This window comes from Ensifer sp. SSB1 (genome assembly GCF_016652895.1).
Classification (GTDB): domain Bacteria; phylum Pseudomonadota; class Alphaproteobacteria; order Rhizobiales; family Rhizobiaceae; genus Ensifer.
Genome location: NZ_JAEPRP010000095.1, coordinates 11,896 through 27,969, shown reverse-complemented (window position 1 = coordinate 27,969; position 16,074 = coordinate 11,896). Strand labels below are relative to the sequence as shown.

16 protein-coding genes are annotated in these 16,074 nt (G+C 64.3%); 7 read left to right on the top strand and 9 right to left on the bottom strand.

Annotated features, from left to right (window positions below; all coding sequences use genetic code 11):
* Window positions 1-132 carry a serine dehydratase beta chain gene (locus I8N66_RS37585; RefSeq protein ID WP_365887681.1) on the top strand — a complete coding sequence of 44 codons (132 nt, stop codon included), beginning with the start codon at window positions 1-3 and terminating at the stop codon, window positions 130-132.
* Here I8N66_RS37585 and I8N66_RS22285 read toward each other — a convergent pair.
* The 3 genes from I8N66_RS22285 to I8N66_RS22275 all read right to left on the bottom strand — a co-directional run bounded on the left by I8N66_RS22285 (window position 84) and on the right by I8N66_RS22275 (window position 3,070).
* The gene (locus tag I8N66_RS22285; RefSeq protein WP_268906704.1) at window positions 84-212 is read right to left on the bottom strand and encodes a hypothetical protein; all 129 of its coding nucleotides are present in this window, start codon (window positions 210-212) and stop codon (window positions 84-86) included. The genes I8N66_RS37585 and I8N66_RS22285 overlap by 49 nt on opposite strands.
* Before the next feature lie 177 nt (window positions 213-389).
* The gene (locus I8N66_RS22280) at window positions 390-2,123 is read right to left on the bottom strand and encodes an adenylate/guanylate cyclase domain-containing protein (protein WP_291157771.1); all 1,734 of its coding nucleotides are present in this window, start codon (window positions 2,121-2,123) and stop codon (window positions 390-392) included.
* A gap of 68 nt (window positions 2,124-2,191) precedes the next feature.
* On the bottom strand, window positions 2,192-3,070 hold the full coding sequence (locus tag I8N66_RS22275; protein WP_291157768.1) for a LysR family transcriptional regulator: 879 nt from the start codon (window positions 3,068-3,070) through the stop codon (window positions 2,192-2,194).
* A 107-nt stretch (window positions 3,071-3,177) separates the two neighbouring features.
* Between I8N66_RS22275 and I8N66_RS22270 the strand changes: the two genes are divergently transcribed.
* A complete protein-coding gene (locus tag I8N66_RS22270; RefSeq protein ID WP_291157765.1) occupies window positions 3,178-4,245 on the top strand; it encodes an alkene reductase in 1,068 nt (355 codons plus the stop codon).
* A 74-nt stretch (window positions 4,246-4,319) separates the two neighbouring features.
* On the opposite strand, the gene I8N66_RS22265 is transcribed toward I8N66_RS22270, so the two are convergent.
* Window positions 4,320-5,693 (bottom strand): MATE family efflux transporter, encoded by a 1,374-nt coding sequence (locus tag I8N66_RS22265; RefSeq protein WP_291157761.1) that lies wholly within the window; start codon window positions 5,691-5,693, stop codon window positions 4,320-4,322.
* Window positions 5,694-6,203: 510 nt separating this feature from the next.
* On the opposite strand from I8N66_RS22265, the gene I8N66_RS22260 reads away from it, so the two are divergent.
* The 3 genes from I8N66_RS22260 to I8N66_RS22250 all read left to right on the top strand — a co-directional run bounded on the left by I8N66_RS22260 (window position 6,204) and on the right by I8N66_RS22250 (window position 9,916).
* A complete protein-coding gene (locus I8N66_RS22260) occupies window positions 6,204-7,982 on the top strand; it encodes an acetolactate synthase 3 large subunit (RefSeq protein WP_223724884.1) in 1,779 nt (592 codons plus the stop codon).
* Between the two features lie 23 nt (window positions 7,983-8,005).
* Window positions 8,006-8,578 (top strand): acetolactate synthase small subunit, encoded by a 573-nt coding sequence (gene ilvN, locus I8N66_RS22255; RefSeq protein ID WP_113536069.1) that lies wholly within the window; start codon window positions 8,006-8,008, stop codon window positions 8,576-8,578.
* Window positions 8,579-8,884: 306 nt separating this feature from the next.
* A complete protein-coding gene (locus tag I8N66_RS22250) occupies window positions 8,885-9,916 on the top strand; it encodes an NADP-dependent oxidoreductase (protein ID WP_291157756.1) in 1,032 nt (343 codons plus the stop codon).
* 89 nt (window positions 9,917-10,005) lie between these two features.
* Here I8N66_RS22250 and I8N66_RS22245 read toward each other — a convergent pair whose 3' ends face one another.
* The 3 genes from I8N66_RS22245 to I8N66_RS22235 all read right to left on the bottom strand — a co-directional run bounded on the left by I8N66_RS22245 (window position 10,006) and on the right by I8N66_RS22235 (window position 12,434).
* Window positions 10,006-10,308, bottom strand: coding sequence for a hypothetical protein (locus tag I8N66_RS22245; RefSeq protein WP_291157753.1), 303 nt, complete (start codon window positions 10,306-10,308; stop codon window positions 10,006-10,008).
* Between the two features lie 193 nt (window positions 10,309-10,501).
* Window positions 10,502-11,347, bottom strand: a complete 846-nt coding sequence (locus I8N66_RS22240; protein ID WP_291157750.1) for an aldo/keto reductase — start codon at window positions 11,345-11,347, stop codon at window positions 10,502-10,504.
* Window positions 11,348-11,525: 178 nt separating this feature from the next.
* Window positions 11,526-12,434 (bottom strand): LysR family transcriptional regulator, encoded by a 909-nt coding sequence (locus I8N66_RS22235; protein ID WP_291157747.1) that lies wholly within the window; start codon window positions 12,432-12,434, stop codon window positions 11,526-11,528.
* A 116-nt stretch (window positions 12,435-12,550) separates the two neighbouring features.
* Here I8N66_RS22235 and I8N66_RS22230 point away from each other — a divergent pair, with 116 nt between their 5' ends.
* Both I8N66_RS22230 and I8N66_RS22225 read left to right on the top strand, forming a co-directional pair.
* A complete protein-coding gene (locus tag I8N66_RS22230) occupies window positions 12,551-13,462 on the top strand; it encodes an MBL fold metallo-hydrolase (protein ID WP_291157743.1) in 912 nt (303 codons plus the stop codon).
* A 167-nt stretch (window positions 13,463-13,629) separates the two neighbouring features.
* Complete coding sequence (locus I8N66_RS22225) at window positions 13,630-14,223, top strand: LysE family translocator (protein WP_291157740.1); 594 nt, start codon at window positions 13,630-13,632, stop codon at window positions 14,221-14,223.
* Here the strand turns inward: I8N66_RS22225 and I8N66_RS22220 are convergent.
* Window positions 14,215-14,694, bottom strand: coding sequence for a DUF2269 domain-containing protein (locus tag I8N66_RS22220; protein WP_291157737.1), 480 nt, complete (start codon window positions 14,692-14,694; stop codon window positions 14,215-14,217). The genes I8N66_RS22225 and I8N66_RS22220 overlap by 9 nt on opposite strands.
* Window positions 14,694-15,974 carry an SDR family oxidoreductase gene (locus I8N66_RS22215; RefSeq protein WP_291157734.1) on the bottom strand — a complete coding sequence of 427 codons (1,281 nt, stop codon included), beginning with the start codon at window positions 15,972-15,974 and terminating at the stop codon, window positions 14,694-14,696. The genes I8N66_RS22220 and I8N66_RS22215 overlap by 1 nt, the downstream gene beginning before the upstream one ends.
* Window positions 15,975-16,074: the final 100 nt, after the last annotated feature.

Below are 16,074 nucleotides of genomic sequence, written 5' to 3'. Positions count from 1 at the left end.
GTGTTCAAGATCGGCATCGGGCCTTCGAGCTCGCATACGATGGGGCCGATGTCGGGCGATGCTGTGAGCGCGCCGCGCGACCGTTATTTGGGGGAGTTCATGTCGAACACGACCCAGCGAAAGAACAGATAGATCGCGGCAAAGCTGATCACGAGCGGCATCAGCACGGGAAGGTCAAGCATATCATTGCCCTTGGTTTGAAGCTGCTTCATGCAGCAAAGCTAATTTGCCTGTGAGTTGTTAATGCAAGGTGCACAGGACGGTGCTCGGCCTCTAAAATCTTTGTGGTCCCTCGAGTGATGATCTCAACTGTAGTTGGGCTCTTCCAGGCCGCTCCGGACTTGGGCGTCCCCAGGGGATGACGGCGTGAACCGGGCCGAGCGCCCGCTTCATTTCGGCAGACCCGCCTTCAACAGGCCCTGGCGGAACAGGTCGCGGTGTTCGTCCTGTTGGAGCAACAGGCCCTGCCGGATGAAATCTTCCGTCGAGAAGTCCGGCCGCGCTTGCAGAAGTCGAGCCTTCGTCTCCTCGGCGGCGAGGCCGTTGCCGGCCTGCGCATGGCAGGCGACGAGACGGGCTAGCGTGAACGGGCCGGGATTGGGCAGTTCCTTGAGTGCTGCCGCGGCCTCATCGTAATGGCCGAGAATATAGAGGGCGTTGCCGAGGGCGGCGCTGTACCAGGGCGGCGGAAACGGGTTCAGCCGGAAGCCCTCTTCGATCCACTCCATCGCCTCGTCGAGCTTGCCGCGCCGGGCAAAGAGGCCACCCATCTGCACCAGCGTATTGGCGTCGTTGGGGTTCAGCAGATAGGCGCGGCGATAGTGCCGCTCCGCCAACTCGAATTCGCGGCGATTGACGTGAATGAGTGCCAGCAGCCGCTGGCAGCCGCCTTCGGCCTCATCGAGCGACACGGCCTTGCGGGCCATCGCCATCGCCGCGTCGAGAACATCCGCCGGCGCGTTGCCGTAGCCCTGCTCGGCGATGGTGGCGAGCGCCAGATAGGCGTGGGCCAGGGCAAAATGCGGGTCGCGTTCGACCGCCGCCTGAAACATGGCCCGGGCCTGCCGGTTGTCGTCCGGCTCGTAGCCGCGAATATGGGCAAGCCCGCGCAGGTAGAATTCATAGGCCGCAAGGCTCGTCGGCGGTTTGCGCAGCACCTGGCGCAGGTCGGCGCTTTCGATCTGGCCGACGAGGGTCGACACGATCGTCCGTGTCAACTCATCCTGGACTGCGAAAATATCCGTGAGGCTCCGGTCGTAATGGTCCGACCAGAGGTGCGCGCCGGTTGCGGCTTCCACCAGTTGCGCGGTGATGCGGATCCGCTCGCCGACGCGCCGCACGCTGCCCTCGACTAGGTAGGTGGCGCCGAGCCTGCGGCCGATTTCTCTCCTGTCCGTATTCTTGTCGCGGAAGCTGAAGGACGAACTGGCTGACGTGACGGAAAGCGAGCGGAAGCGGGCAAGGCCGCCGATGATATCCTCGCTGATCCCGTCGCTGAAAAAGGTCTGATCCGGCGCGCCGCCGAGGTTTTCGAACGGCGGCACCGCGATCGAGGTGCGCGCGCAGGCTTGCGAGGCTGCCGGCCCCATCGTCGGTGCGTCCGTCCAGTGCCAGACGTGGGCCGGGCGCGAGATGTTCTTCAGCGCGATCTCGCCGCCGTCGAGGAAGCCTGACCGGCTCTTGGCGCTCAGTTGCCGGTGGACGACATCGGCGATGCAGATACCGCCGGGCGATGCCGACGCCTGAAGACGGGCGGCGACATTGACGCCATCGCCGAGCAGATCGTCCCCCTCGATGACGACGTCGGCAAGGTTGATGCCTATCCTGACGAGGATGCGGTCATCGGCCGGTTGCTCCTGCTGGTCGCAGGCGAGCGCCCCCTGAAGCGAGATGGCGCAGTCCACCGCATCGACGGCGGAGTTGAAGACAACCAGAGAACCGTCGCCCATGAGCTTGACGATCCGGCCGCCGCGGGCGGCAATTTCCGGGGCGAGGATCGCGTTCTGCAGCCGCTTCATCGCGCCGATCGTGCGCAGTTCGTCGGCCTCGGCCATGCGGGAATAGCCGACGATGTCGGTGGCCATGATGACCGCAAGTCGCCGCTCGACGTGCTCGTTCGCCATCCCGTTCTCCCCAATCGCTTATATTTTAGCGTGTTCTCATGGGGGCGGGAAGGCGCACGCCATCGCGGCTAGGCGCGGGCCATCTCCTGCTGCAGAAATTCGATGAAGCGTTGGGTTTTGGCCGGCAGCAGACGCGTCTCGGTGATGGCATGTATGGCGACGGAGGTACCCTCCCAGCCGGGTAGCACGCGTTTCAGCCGACCTTCAGTAAAGTCGTCGCCGGCGATGCGTTCGGCCAGGAGCGCGATGCCTTGGCCGTTTACGGCGAGCGCGCGCATCATGCCGACATTGTTGACCGTGAAGCGGCCGGTGACCGAAACGTCGATCCTGTTGTTGTGGCCATCATGGAGCGTCCAGTCGGTTGCCCTCGGCATGGAGATGCAGTCGTGACGGGCGAGGTCCGCCGGCTCCTGCGGCTCGCCGTGGGCTGCCAGATAGACAGGGGAGGCGTAGAGATAGCGTGCGTGACGGCCGACAAGTCGCGCAATCAGGCGTGAATCCTGCAGCTCTCCCGCGCGGATCACCACGTCAAAGGGCTCCGTCACCAGATCGACGCGCCGCGGCGTCAGGTCGAAATCGAAGGTGATGCCAGGATAGCGCCGGGCGAATTCGGCGATCAGCGGTGTCATGTAGATGGTGGCGAAATCGACCGGCATCGACACGCGCAGCAGTCCGCTCGGCTGCTCCAGCATGGCGCCCAGCTGCTCGTGCGCCAGGCGCGCTTCGTCGACGATACGCTTGCTGCGTTCGAAGTAGAGCTGGCCCGCTTCGGTCAGCTCGATCTTTCGCGTCGTGCGGTGAAGCAGCCGCAGCCCGATCGCCTTCTCCAATTCGCTGATCCGTCGCGACAGGGTGGAGTTGGGCATGCCGACGATTTCGGCGGCTTTGCGAAAGCTTCTGGCTTTCGCCACTTCGACGAACAACGCCATGTCGTTCAGATGGCTCATTCGATTGCTCCATCAATGGAACTGTAATTCCAGAATGTCCGTATTTATCCTGAATGTGGAATAGTGGACAAGGGTTTCAACACTTGGAACTCTCGAAGGAGACCCCGATGAGCCTGCTGTTCACTCCGGTTCGTATCGGCCGCCACACGCTTGCCAACCGGCTGGCCATGGCGCCCATGACCCGCAGCCGCGCCGACTATGATGGTACGCCCGGCGCGCTCGCCGCCGAATACTATGCCCAGCGCGCCAGCGTCGGCCTGATCGTGACCGAAGGCACGCAGCCTTCGGATGACGGGCAGGGCTATCTCACCACGCCCGGTATCTACACCGATGCGCATGTCGCCGGCTGGCAGACGGTCACCTCTGCCGTGCACGCGCGCGGCGGCCGCATCTTCATCCAGCTCATGCATGCCGGACGCATGTCGCACCCCGACAACACGCCGCTCCACCGCCAGGGCGTTGCGCCGTCGGCGATCGCGCCGGGCAGCATGATGTTCACCGCGACAGGCATGCAGGACATTCCGACGCCGCGGGCGCTGACGTCTGAAGAGGTGCGCCAGACCGTCGCCGACTTCCGCCATGCGGCCCGCCGCGCGATCGAGGCCGGTGCAGATGGTGTCGAGATCCATGGCGCGAACGCCTATCTGGTCCACCAATTCCTGGCCCCGAGCGCCAACAACAGGACCGACGAATATGGCGGGTCGATCGAGAACCGTGCGCGTTTCGCGATCGAGGTGGCGGCTGCCATCGCCGAGGAGATCGGCGCGGACCGCACGGCCATCCGCCTCTCTCCGGGCCTCAAGATGTGGGGCATCGACGAGGGTGCGGACGGCCCCGATCTCTACCGCTATCTGGTTGCCGAACTCGACAAGCTCGGCCTTGCCTATCTGCACATCATGCACGCGGGCGACGAACCGCTGCTCGCTTCGATCCGCAAGCTCTGGTCGCGGCCCTTGATCCTGAACCGCCCCGGGCGCGTGCGCGACGAGATCGGTTCCGATCTCCCATCGGGGCTCGCCGATCTGGAAGCCTACGGTCAGATGGTGCTGGCCAATCCGGATTTCGTTCACCGACTGAAGGCCGACGCGCCGATGAACGAGGCCGATCGCATGACCTATTTCGGCGGCACGGCGAAAGGCTACGTCGACTACCCGGCGCTCGCCGCTTCGGCCTAGAGCGCTCCGCTTCGGAGCATGAAGCGTCCGGTTGCGGAGCCGATCGACCCCATCCGGGGTCGATCGTATTTTCGTCAGGACAGCCGGCCCGCAGCGCCGCGCCGCCGCGTCGCCTGCCACAACACCAGCATCGCGACCGCGAGCAGCAGCGCTTCCGCCGTCGGAGTGGCAAACCAGATGCCGGGTTCGCCGAAAGTCGACGCATAGAAGGCGACCAGTGGCATGGTGAAGAGATAGGGCTTGGCAAGCCCCAGGACCGCCGCCCGGCCGGCATCACCGATCGCCTGGAAGTAGCTGCCGAGCATGATCAGCGGTCCGGACAAGACATACATCGCGACCATCACGGGCATGATGCGCGCGACGTCTGCGATGACCGCATCACTGTCGACGAAGGTCGCGCCGATCGGCCGGGCAAAGCCGACGAGCAGCACTTCGACGGTGAGGCAGTAGGCGAGCGCCACAAGTAGCCCGAGCCGCAGCATCCTTTCTGCCCGATCCGCAAGGCCGGCGCCGACATTGTTGCCGACGATCGCCTGCATCGCCTGGCTCAAGCCCAAGAGCGGCAAAAGGGCGAAGGTCATGATGCGGGTGACGATGCCGTAGGCGGCGACCGTGGTATCGTAGTTTTCGGCCGCCGTCTTCTGCAGCGCCGCCATGATCGTCACCGAAACCAGGGCCATGCCGATGAAGCCGAGGCTCTGTGGGCTGCCGAGCGCAATCATCCGGCTCCATCCCGTCAGCGGGTTGTGCTGGAGGAGGGCGGAAAGCCGCAGCTCCGTGCGTCCGAACAGACGAAAGAGGGTGATGAGGCCAAGTGCCAGGACCTGCGCCAGCACTGTGGCGGTGGCAGAACCCGCAACACCCATGTCCGCGAGCGCGATCAGCACATAGTTGAGGACGAGGTTCGCGACCGAAACCAGCACACTGAGGCCGGCCATCAGCCCGGCGCGCCCCTCGCACCGAAGCGCATCCGATTGCACCGCCAGCAGGAACTGGACGGGCGCGCAGAAGATGATGATCGCGATATAGCGCTCGGCCATGCCGGCGAGCGGACCCGGACCATTGGTGAGCGCCAACACCAGTCGTTCGCCAAAGACCACGAACAACAGGATCAGGGCAGCGGCGACTGTCAGCGCCAGCATATGGGCGCCGGCGAAGACGCCGCGGGCCTCTGTAAAGCGGCCGGCGCCAAGATGACGGGCAAGCAGGCTCGCCATGCCGCTGACGACGAGGGTCGCCAGCGCCACCGTGAGAATGAAGATCGGAAACACCGTGGTCACGGCGCCGACGGCTTCAGTGCCGACATAGATCCCGAGCACGATGGCATCGACGACCGTCAACAGCCCGTTCATGCTCATGACGAAGATGATCGGCAGTGCTGTTTTCAAGAAGATCGCGCCGAGCGGCGCGGTCAGAAAGATATTCTGGCTGGAGGTGTCCTTGGACATCCCGCACTCCTGTTCTTCGCATTTCAAGAAGGAGGAGGGGCTCGCATTGCCTGCCACACGAAATGCGATCGGGGCGAGAGGATATCGTCAGAAGTCAGATTTCACCGAGACTGGAAGCCTGCGAGCGGCGGGGATCTGAAGCCCGGAATGGGAGGTAGCGCCAAGCCGCATCGCCGTCAAGCCGGCGCTTCGATGGTCTTCGCCCGTCCGCAGACGCGCGGCTTTCTCGGGCCGGCCCCGGGGAGGCGAGCGCTTCGGCTGCGCAACAATGTTCCGCGGCGAAGCCCGGTCGTGTAACTAAAAGCCGTTGACGCCTTCCGCATTTGTGGTTATCAACTCGCCCCATGAAAAATTTTGCGGTTATTCTTGTGGTGGGACGGCGCATGGGCAGGATGGTGTAACCATCCGGCGGTAGCCACCCATGCGCTGAACGAGGCTCCTGACGGGGCCTTTTTTTATGCCTTCAAACAAGCTAAGCACCCAACTGGGAAAAGGGACGGAAGCAAGTCAATGAGCGGTACAGAAAACCAGATGACAGGCGCGGAGATCGTTCTCCAGGCTCTGAGAGACAACGGCGTCGAGCATATCTTCGGCTATCCCGGCGGCGCCGTGCTTCCGATCTATGACGAAATCCACCAGCAGGACGATATCCAGCACATCCTCGTTCGCCACGAGCAGGGCGCCGGCCACATGGCCGAAGGTTATGCCCGCTCCACTGGCAAGGTCGGCGTCATGCTGGTTACCTCCGGTCCCGGCGCCACCAATGCGGTGACCCCGCTGCAGGACGCGCTGATGGATTCCATCCCGCTCGTCTGCATCTCCGGCCAGGTTCCGACCTCGCTGATCGGCTCCGACGCCTTCCAGGAATGCGACACCGTCGGCATCACCCGGCCGTGCACCAAGCACAACTGGCTGGTCAAGGACGTCAACGATCTCGCCCGCATCATCCATGAGGCCTTCCGCGTCGCCCAGTCCGGCCGCCCAGGCCCGGTTGTCGTCGATATCCCGAAGGACGTGCAGTTTGCGACCGGCACCTACACGCCGCCATCGGCCGTCCCGACCCAGAAGAGCTACCAGCCGAAGAAGCAAGGCGATCTGAAGAAGATCGAAGAAGCGGTCGAGTTGATGCGCACCGCGCGCCAGCCGATCATCTATTCCGGCGGCGGCGTCATCAATTCCGGACCGGAAGCCTCGCATCTGCTGCGCGAACTGGTCGAACTGACCGGCTTCCCGATCACCTCGACGCTGATGGGCCTCGGCGCCTATCCGGCTTCCGGCAAGGCCTGGCTCGGCATGCTCGGCATGCACGGCACCTACGAGGCCAACATGGCGATGCATGACTGCGACGTCATGATCTGTATCGGCGCCCGCTTCGACGACCGCATCACCGGCCGCCTCAACGCGTTTTCGCCGAACTCCAAGAAGATCCACATCGACATCGATCCGTCGTCGATCAACAAGAACGTCCGCGTCGACGTGCCGATCCTCGGCGATGTCGGCACCGTTCTCGAGGACATGGTTCGTTTGTGGCGCGCGGCCTCCAAGTCGGCCGACAAGGCGCGGCTTTCGGACTGGTGGGAGATGATCACCAAGTGGCGCGCCCGCAATTCGCTCGCCTACGCGCCGAACGACGACGTCATCATGCCGCAATACGCGATCCAGCGGCTCTATGAGCTGAGCAAGGACCGCGACACCTACATCACGACGGAAGTCGGCCAGCACCAGATGTGGGCGGCGCAGTTCTTCGGCTTCGAGCAGCCGAACCGCTGGATGACTTCGGGCGGCCTCGGCACCATGGGCTACGGCTTCCCAGCGGCCATCGGCGTCCAGGTCGCGCATCCCAACAGCCTCGTCGTTGACATCGCCGGCGACGCCTCGATCCAGATGTGCATTCAGGAAATGTCCTGCGCCGTTCAGTACGGCCTGCCGGTCAAGATCTTCATCCTCAACAACCAGTACATGGGCATGGTGCGGCAATGGCAGCAGCTCCTGCACGGCAACCGCCTGTCGCATTCCTACACCGAGGCGATGCCTGATTTCGTCAAGCTGGCGGAAGCCTATGGCGGTGTCGGCATTCGTTGCGACAAGCCGAGCGAACTCGACGCTGCGATCCGCAAGATGATCGACACGCCAGCACCGGTCATCTTCGATTGCCGCGTTGCCAACCTCGCCAACTGCTTCCCGATGATCCCCTCGGGCAAGGCCCACAACGAGATGCTGTTGCCCGACGAAGCCACGGACGAAGCGGTCGCCAACGCGATCGACGCCAAGGGCCGTCAGCTGGTCTGAGATAGGTAGAGGAACCAACCGAAATGAACGCACACCTTCAACCGACCGGCTCCGCCTACTTCATCGCCAAGGAGACCGAGGTCGCCGAAACCCACACGCTCTCGGTCCTCGTCGATAACGAGCCGGGCGTCCTCGCCCGCGTCATCGGCCTGTTCTCCGGCCGCGGCTACAACATCGAGAGCCTCACGGTTTCGGAAACGGAACACGAGGCGCACCTTTCGCGCATCACCATCGTCACGCGCGGCACGCCGCACGTGCTGGACCAGATCAAGAACCAGCTGGAACGGCTGGTTCCGGTCCACCGCGTCGTCGACCTGACCGTGCGCGCAGCCGGCCTTGGCCACGACCGGCCGATCGAGCGCGAACTGGCGCTCGTCAAGGTACACGGCTCGGGCGACCACCGCGTCGAGGCTCTGCGCCTTGCCGACGCATTCCGCGCCTCGGTCATCGACGCCAACATCGATCACTTCGTCTTCGAGATCACCGGCAAGCCGTCGAAGATCGAGCAGTTCATCGCCATCATGAAGCCGCTCGGCCTCATCGAAGTCTGCCGTACCGGCATCGCAGCGATGAACCGCGGCCCGCAGGGCATGTGATCTCGGGCAGGCGAGGGGCCGACAACGCCGCACCTTGCTTCAAACTGGGCAGCCCACGCTTCACGCTGGGGCTGCCCTTGTCGTTTAAGGGCTTCAGGTTGGGTTTGCCTCTCTCCTCGGGTCCGAGCCGAGGACTAGTTCTCTCCCCGCATGCCGGGAGAGGTCACTGGCACCGAGCGCACCCGGCCGGATGAGGGCAGACGACACGGCCCCCTGAAATTGCCCGACGTCATGCGCGCGGTTGACTTCGCAGGCATTTCCCGCCGACAAATTTCACACAGTATTTCCGAAGCTATCAGGTGCCGGATGAGCGCGACGACGATGCAGGCATTCGTTCTGACCCGATACGGCGGTCCCGACGCTGGGCAGTTGCGCGAGGTGCCACGTCCGCGACCGGCGCGCGGCGAGGTGCTGGTTCGGGTGCAGGCCGCCGGTCTCAATCCCGTCGACTACAAGACGCGGGAAGGGATGCTCAAGGTCGTCCAGCGCTATCCCTTGCCTGTTGTCATGGGCAATGAACTCTCGGGCGTCGTCGAGGCGCTGGGAGAGGGCGTCACGTCGTTTGCCCCGGGAGACCGGGTGTTTGCGCGCATGCCAAAGGGGGCCATGGGCGCTCTCGCCGAATATGCCGTCGTGCCTGAACAGTTTCTGGCGAAGATGCCCGCGTCGATCGACTTCAACACGGCAGCCGGGGTGCCACTCGCTGGCCTCACGGCCTTGCGGGCGCTGCGCGACGAGCTTCATGTGGGGCGTGGCAGCCGGATCTTCATACCCGGTGGTGCCGGCGGGGTCGGTACCTTTGCCATCCAGTTGGCGAAATGGCTGGGCGCGGAGGTTACGACGACGGCATCGCCCCGTGGTCGCGCGCTTGTGAAAGAGCTCGGCGCCGACATAGTGATCGACTACACGAAGGAGCGGTTCGAGGAACAGTTGCGCAACATGGACGGCGCCTTCGATCTGCTAGGCGGCGACACGCTCTTGAAATCCTTCGGCGTAGTCAGGCGCGGCGGCAAGGTGGTTTCGATCGCCGGCATGCCCGAACCTGAAACGGCACGGAAGGATCTGGATCGAGGCCTCTTCCTGAGGGCGCTTTTCTGGCTTGCGTCCTACAGGATCCGCGCCGTCGCGCGAAAACATGGCGTCTCCTACCGCTACCTCTTCATGCATCCTGATGGTGTCGAGCTTGCCGAGCTCGGCGATTTGATCGATGCCGGGACGATCCGGCCCTTCATCGACAGGGTGTTTCCGCTCAGGGATGTGGCGCAAGCCTTTGCCTACCTGGAAGCCGGCCACGCCAAGGGCAAGGTGGTCGTGGAGATTGCGAGCCGGCAGGCGTGATCGAAATCTGCCGTCCCGGGAACGCCGAAATATGGGCCTCGCAGGGCCAGGCGCGTCGTGCGGGCTTTGCGGCCATCACCTGTTTCAGCCTAATCCGGTAGCTGCTGAACAACCTCGACGATGTCGCGCGTGCGTGTTGCCCGCCCGCCCCATTTGGCATCAAATTCGTTGCCCGGCGATTGAATGGCAGCGTTCGCCGACTCCATGTTCGAGAACTCATAGAAGGCAGTGTGCTTCGAGGGATCGGTCCGGCTCCAGGTGCGCCACGCCCGACGTGCACCAAATGCGCGCACTGCCTCTGGCATATGGCGATCATACCACTCGTCGAAGGGCGCTCGGTCCACCTCATTCGGAACATCCGCATGCACTATCAGCAGCACGTGAGTGGACATTTCGGCCTCATTTCCCGGATCGCATACGACGTGACGCGCTGCGAAAAGCATACAGGAATTCGGCGCGGTTCACACCACGGCGCAAATCGTCCGCCGGTTTGCGGGGCGCAGCTGGTGGCATCTGTTACACGGATTTCCTGCTCCCCGGAGGCAGGGCCGGATGATGGGGCAGTTTGGCGCGAAGCGAGAGCCCTCAGATCATCTCCAACGACCGCTTGCGCTTCGGCGGCGGAAAGGCGCGGTCGAGGTTGGCGAGGTCTTCCGCCGTCAGGTGGATGTCCATCGCGTCGCGGTTTTCGCGGGCGCGGTCGGCCGAGCCGGTCTTGGGGATCGAGATCACCCCGGGGCGGGTGTTGAGGAAGGCGAGGGCGATCTGGGATGGCGTCGCCTGGTGCGCCTTGGCGATGTGGATGAGATCCGGGTTGCGCAGCAACCGGCCCTCGTCGAGCGGCGAATAGGCCATGACGGCGATGCCTTGGCTCTGGCACCAGGGCAGCAGATCGAACTCGATGCCACGGCGCGAAAGGTTGTAGAGTACCTGGTTGACGGCGACGTTCCTTCCGTCCGGCACGTCCAGTAGCTCCTCCATATCGTCGACATCGAAATTCGAGACGCCCCAGGCGCCGATCTTGCCTGATTTCTTCAGCGCCTCGAAGGCGGCGACGGTTTCTGAAAGCGGATAGCCGCCACGCCAGTGCAGCAGGTAGAGGTCGATGTGGTCGATGCCGAGATGCTTCAGGCTGCGCTCGCAGGCAGCCTCGGTGCCGATGCGACTGGCATTGGAGGGCAGCACCTTGCTGACGATGAAAGCTTCGTCGCGGCGCCCGCGCACCGCTTCGCCGACCACACGTTCGGAGGCGCCGTTGCCGTACATTTCGGCGGTGTCGATCAGCGTCATGCCGAGATCGAGGCCGAGCTGCAGGCTTTTCACCTCATCGGCCTTGCGCGTTGCGCTGTCGCCCATGCGCCAGGTGCCCTGGCCGAGGACCGGGATCGCGCGGCCGTCGGGGAGTGTCGTCGTCGGGATTGGGTCGTGCATGCTGTTCTCCTCGCGGCCGAAATTGCCCACAGCGGGCGCGCCTTTCAAGATACGTCTCAGACGCTGTAGCACTTTGACGTGTGCCCTGTTGCTATCCGTAAAAGCGGAAACGCTTTCAGGAAATAGGCGGGTAGCGGTCAATCTAGCGCATCCCGCCGGTCTTTCGAGCCATGGCCCGTCATCCGGCAAGCCTCCCGCGCTCCTTCTCCATGCGCTGCAGGATCTCGACGAAGGCGCGCACGCGCGCCGGACGGAAATGGGAGGGCGGATAGACGACATGGATGCCGCCCGAGGGCAGCGACCAGTCGGAAAGCAAGCGCACCAGGCGGCCTTCGGCGATGTCGGTTCGCACCTGATAGTCCGGCAGCACGGCAAGGCCGATGCCGGCCACAGTGCAGCAATGGGCGGAATCGGTGCTGTCGGCGGTCACCAGCGCTCGGCCGACGACCATCGCCGCTTCGCCGGCAGTGTCGGTGAAGGTCCAGTCGAGCGGCGCTTTCAGCGCGCCGTTGGCGATCCAGTCTGCGTCGGTGAGTTGCTCAGGGCAGGTTATGACACCAAGCCTTGCTACGTAGGCGGGCGAGGCGACGAGGTGCTGCTGAAATGTGCCTATGCGCCTTGCCCGCTCGCTGGAGTCGGTGAGCCAGCCGGCGCGGATGGCGAGATCGAGGCGCTTCTCGATCATATCGAGCACCGTGTCGTTGAAGCTCAGCTCTACCCGCATGGCGGGATAGGCCGCGAGATAGGCGGCGACGGCGTTGGTCACGACCTTGGCGCCATAGTCGAGCGGCGCCGTCAGTGTCAGCGTGCCGCTCGGGATCTCGGTTTCGGCGGAGACCGCACCGACGGCTTCGTCGGCGTCGCGCAGGATCAGTGCGCAGCGCTCGTAGAAGCGTTGGCCGGTGGCCGTCGGGCTCAGCCGCCGGGTGGTGCGCACGAGCAGGGTCGTGCCGAGCTCCTTTTCGAGCTGGGCGACCTGATGGCTAACGGCGGCCTTGGCAAGGCCCAGTCGTTCGGCTGCGGCCGTAAACGAACCGCTTTCGACCACGGCAACGAAATGCGAAAGTCGATTTAGATTTACAGTCATCCGAAGTTCTTCACGATTGTCTGAAAATTTCCGACAGTCTGTTCGGGTTGCCCGGCTTTTTCAAGAGCGCGCATGTCGTCATCCTGCCGGGCAAGATTAAAGCCCAAGGAGATCCCATGCAGATCCAGTTGACCCGGCGGACCGCGCTCAAGACAGTGGCGGCGGCCGGCGCCGCCATCCTCATTCAGCCGATCGGCAGCAACCTTGCCAGGGCGGCCTCGAAACTCGAATGGCGCTATTTCCAGGCGTATGATGCCGGCTTCAACCGCACCCCCGTCCTCCTGACCGGCAAGAGCGAAGCGATCCTGATCGATGGCGGCTTCACGCTCTCCGACGGGCGTGCCGTCGCCGAGGCGATCAAGGCGACGGGCAAGCGGCTGACGACCATCTACGTCAGCTGCAACGACCCGGATTTCTATTTCAGCCTCAAGCCGATCGTCGAAGCCTTTCCGGATGCGACGGTCATCGCCGCTTCGGCAACCGTCGAGGCGATCAAGGCCAATGTTCAGGGCAAGCTTGAAACCTGGGGGCCGCAGCTGAAGGACAACGGCCCGCAGACACTCGCCGATGTGGTGATGCCGACGCCGGACGACAGCACGTCGTTAACGCTCGAAGGCAGCACGATCGAGATCGTCACGGTCGAGGGGATGAAGGACCGGCGCTATTTCTTCGTGCCGGACCTGAACGCGATCTTCGGCGGCGTGCTCGTCTATTCCGGATCGCATGTCTGGGTGGCCGACGAGGCGACGGTGGAAGGGCGGCAGAAGTGGATCGAGGCGCTCGATGCCATGGCGGCGCGCAAGCCCGCGGTCGTCGTGCCGGCACACAAGAGTGCGGGCGGGCCGGAAGGCGTCGAGGCCGTCCGCTTCACCCGCGACTATCTCGCAGCCTTCAACGAAGCGGCGGCCGCCGCCAAGGATAGCGCCGAGCTGATCGCGGCGATGACCAGGCGCTATCCGGATCTCGCAGGCGTCTCGACGCTCGAACTCGGTGCCAAGGTCGCCAAGGGCGAGATGAAGTGGGGCTGAGGTCAGCCATCTTGCCACGATGACTGCAACGGCGTGCCCGACGCCACGCCGCGCGTTCTCCTTCCCGTGGAGGCCGGAAGGAGTGATCAACTTGTCACCGTGACAAGTTGGTTGCTGGTGCCGGTCAATAGGTCAATTATGTTGACCCAATTAGACCGGAGGAAACCATGCAGGCCGATACGCTGCTGGCGCTGTTTTTGTTTGCATTCACCACCTCGATCACACCGGGGCCGAACAACATGATGCTCTTTGCATCGGGCGTGAACTTCGGCTTCGTGCGCACCGTTCCGCACATGCTGGGCATCGGTGCCGGCTTCTTCCTGCTCTTGATCGCCGTCGGCTTCGGCCTCGGCGCGCTGCTCCATTCCGTGCCGTTGCTCTACACGGCTTTGAAGTTCGCGGGCGGGGCCTATCTCGTCTGGATCGCCTGGAAGATCGGCACCTCGCGATCGCTTTCCGAAGGCAAGGCCGGTGCCGAGCCGATGAGCTTCCTTGCCGCCGCCGCCTTCCAGTGGGTCAATCCGAAGGCCTGGGTCATGGCGGTTTCGGCGATGGCGACCTATACCAGCAGCGAGATCTACCTGTTCAGCGTCCTGGTCGTCGGCCTCGTCTTCGCGCTCGTCAACGTGCCGAGCGTTTCCACCTGGGCGGGCTTCGGCTCGGCGCTGCGCCAATGGCTGTCTGAGCCGTCGCGGCTGAAATGGTTCAACATCACCATGGCGGTGCTGCTCGTCGTCAGCCTCTGGCCGATGCTAAAATAGTGCGAGCTGCGGCTTCACCAGCATCAGCCAGAAGATGCCGGTGACGGCAAAGAAGGCGGGGAAGCCGCAGGCAAACCAGATGGCATAGAGCCGGTCGAACTCCGGTGGCAGCGGCGCACCGTTTGCCGTTGCAAGCCGAGCGAGATCGCGCAGCCGCAGCTGGATCCACACCACCGGCAGCCAGAAGAGACCGGTCACCACATAGAGGATCAGCGACAGCGTGATCCATCCCTCGGTCAACGACCAGCCGATGCTTTGCGCCAGCAGATAACCGGTGATCGGCTGGATCACCACGGCGGTCGCGGTGAAGACCGTGTCGGCAATCACCACAGTGCCGGCGACATGGGCGATCAGCCGGGCATCGCGCGTGCGCCTGGCCATCACCATGAAGAAGGCGATGCCGGCGCCGGTTCCGAGGAGCACGGCGGCACCGATCACATGGGCAAGGCGCAGCAGATCTTCGAGCGGCATCAGCGTTCATCCAGAATAGCCAGCGTCGCCAGCGTGAGAAGGAGCGACGGCAGCACCTTGACGAGCGGCCCGAGCGGATCAGCCCAGAGCTCGGGTTCGACCAGGGTGGCGGAGGCGAGATAGGCCACCGTCAAGCCAAGCATGCCGACAAGCACGCGTCTTGCCCACGGGCGCACGAGCACGGCGATGCCGAGCGCGATATCGGCAATGCAGGTTGCAAGCGTCAGCGTGGTTGCAGGGGCATGGCCAAGAAACCGCAGGAAATGTTGGCGGGCAGCGTCGAGGTCGAACAGCGGGATCAGGCCCGAAAGCAGCCAGAAGAGCGAGAGCCCCACGATCATCAGCGGCTTCAACAGATAGAGGCGGGCAAACCAGAGGTCTTGCACGCCCGATGGATTGGCGGCGAGGCTCTGGCGCGCCGAAAGAAGCGGAACCTTGGCGTGAGCGCCACCCTTGGCCGAGACGCCGCCGGCCATGACCGAGAGCGCGGTGGAGCGCAGCGGCGAGCGCCAGCCGAGCCGCCCGGCGAGATCGGCAAGGAGGCCGACAGGGGCCGCAAGCGCCGGCGGCAGGGAAATGGTCCGTGCCGCCCGAAGGCCGAGCCATTGCCGGTGCAGCGCCACGAGTTCGGCGAGCGTCGGCGGTTCCCCATGGCCGAGCACGAAATCGCTGCCTTCGGGCATCAGGCCGGCGACGGCGGCGCTGACGGCCTCGGCCACGTCGCTCAGGGCCACGGTCTCGACGCGGGCCTGCGCATGGACGAGCGGCGTGACGAAGGGCAGGGCCGCGAGCGCGCGCAGAAGGGCGGTGCCGCCATGGGCGTTGCGGCCAAGCACCAGCATCGGCCGCAGGATGACATGCGGTATGCCGCTTGCCGCCAGCGCCTCGTCAGCGCGAAACTTGGTGGCGAGGAAGGCGCTGTCGCTGCCGGCGCTGCCGCGGGGGGCGGAGATCTGGACGATGCGGACGGGAGAGCCCTTCGCTGCCGCATAGAGCGTCAGCATCGCCGTCTCTTGCGTTGCGGCAACATCATCGGCAAGACCATCCTGCAGCGCACCGGCGCAATTGACGATGACGTCATGGCTCTCGATGAGCGGCCGCCAGTCGCCGGCGTCACGCATGTGCGCGAGGTCGGCGGCAAGCCATTGCGCCTCCGGCCGCTTCAGCCGGGCGCGGGTCACATTGCGGCCAAGCCCGGTCACCTTGTGTCCGTCGCTTGCCAGTCGATCGAGGAGGGCCGAGCCGATGAAGCCGGTGGCGCCGAGAATCAGAACCTTCATCGTGCTAGAATAGAGGAGGCGGTTGCGTGCGGCAGTACCGCGTGTCGTCAAAGTTTAGTGGGCGGGCGGCCACGCCAGATTCCGAAATGCGAACCAGACT